Here is a 367-nt window from a genome sequence, read left to right on the forward strand (position 1 = left end):
GGTGAAGATCGGCCGGAAGTCGCCATCGACGGCAGCGCCTTAGGCTCCATGTATGGCGGCCGTATTCAGCTGATCAGTACGGAAAGCGGCGTGGGCGTGCGCCACCAGGGCAGCCTGGTGGGGACGCGCGGCGTTGAAATCTCTGCCGACGGCGACCTGATGCTGAGCGGCATTCAAAGCGATCAGGGCAATGTCACGCTGGCGGGTAACGCTATCTCCGTGCAGAAGCATGATGGCTACGGCGGCATCGCCAGCCAGGGCGATTTGGTTATCCGTGCACTGTCCCACCTGATGCTGGGGGCCGATGCGGTCTCTGAACAGGGCACGATCCGCATCGATGCCGGCTCTATGCTGCAAAGCGCCGCAG

1 protein-coding gene is annotated in these 367 nt (G+C 63.2%); it reads left to right on the top strand.

The features are described from left to right. On the top strand, positions 1–367 hold a 367-nt coding region (locus tag CYR55_RS23200; protein ID WP_146001059.1), incomplete at both ends, for a hypothetical protein.

This window comes from Chimaeribacter californicus (genome assembly GCF_002858675.1).
Taxonomy (GTDB): Bacteria; Pseudomonadota; Gammaproteobacteria; order Enterobacterales; family Enterobacteriaceae; genus Chimaeribacter; species Chimaeribacter californicus.